Here is a 914-nt window from a genome sequence, read left to right as displayed (position 1 = left end):
CGCAGAGAGTCACCGATGGCGGTCGGCAGACTCTGTGATGCCGACCTGAGCAGGTCGGCGCGGGCCAGCAGCTCCTCGTCGGGGTAGTCGAGGAGGAGCGAGACGGACTGCCACACGATGGTGAGCTGGTCCGGCGGCAGTACCGGCTTGGGCCGGCGGCTCATGAGCCGGAGCCCTTCGGCGGGAACATCCCCGGCGGGGAGCCTTTGCCGTCCCAGTTGAGCAGGTTGACCCGGCCGGCTTTGCTCTCCGGGCCGGCCAGTGAGTCGGAGGTCTGCCGGTCCTGCAGCATCTGGAAGTTCTCGACCGCGATCGGGGTGGGCGTTCCGGAGCCCTCGCCGAACACGTCGTGCTGACCGCCGCCGTACTCCGAGACTGAGCACTCCGTGGACAGCTCCTCCAGCGAGTGGGCTTGCTCGGCGTGCGCGGGCGGGATCACGTACCGCTCGTCGTACTTCGCGATCGCCAGCAGCCGGTACATGTCGTACAGCTCCTCTTCGCTCATCCCGACGGCCGCGGGGATCGAGGCGTCCGGGTCGCGACCCAGGTTGATGTCGCGCAGGTAGCAGCGCATCGCGGCGAGCTTCTTGAGCACGGCGTCGACCGGCGCGACGTCCCCGGCGGTGAACAGCTCGGCGAGGTACTCGACCGGGATCCGGAGCGCGTCGATCGCCGCGAAGAGATTTCCCTTGTCCTCGGCATCTTCTCCGGTCTCGGCGACGACGTCGACCACCGGTGACAGCGGCGGGATGTACCAGACCATGGGCATCGTCCGGTACTCCGGGTGCAGCGGCAGCGCGACCTTGAAGGTGTTGATCAACGCGTAGACCGGGGAGCGCTGGGCGGCATCGATCCAGTCCCGGGCGATACCGGCCCGCTCTGCCTCGCGGACGACGTCGGGGTCGAACGGATCG

1 protein-coding gene is annotated in these 914 nt (G+C 68.6%); it reads right to left on the bottom strand.

From position 1 onward, the window contains the following. Nucleotides 1–160: 160 nt before the first annotated feature. A partial coding sequence (locus ABD116_RS29295) for a nitrate reductase subunit beta (protein WP_486336014.1) occupies nt 161–914 on the bottom strand: 754 nt, incomplete at its 5' end.

Origin of the sequence: Kribbella koreensis (genome assembly GCF_039525325.1) — a bacterium.
In the GTDB taxonomy this organism is placed as follows: domain Bacteria; phylum Actinomycetota; class Actinomycetes; order Propionibacteriales; family Kribbellaceae; genus Kribbella; species Kribbella koreensis.
The sequence above is the reverse complement of the archived record's forward strand: the minus strand, read 5'-3'. Positions and strand labels throughout refer to the sequence as shown.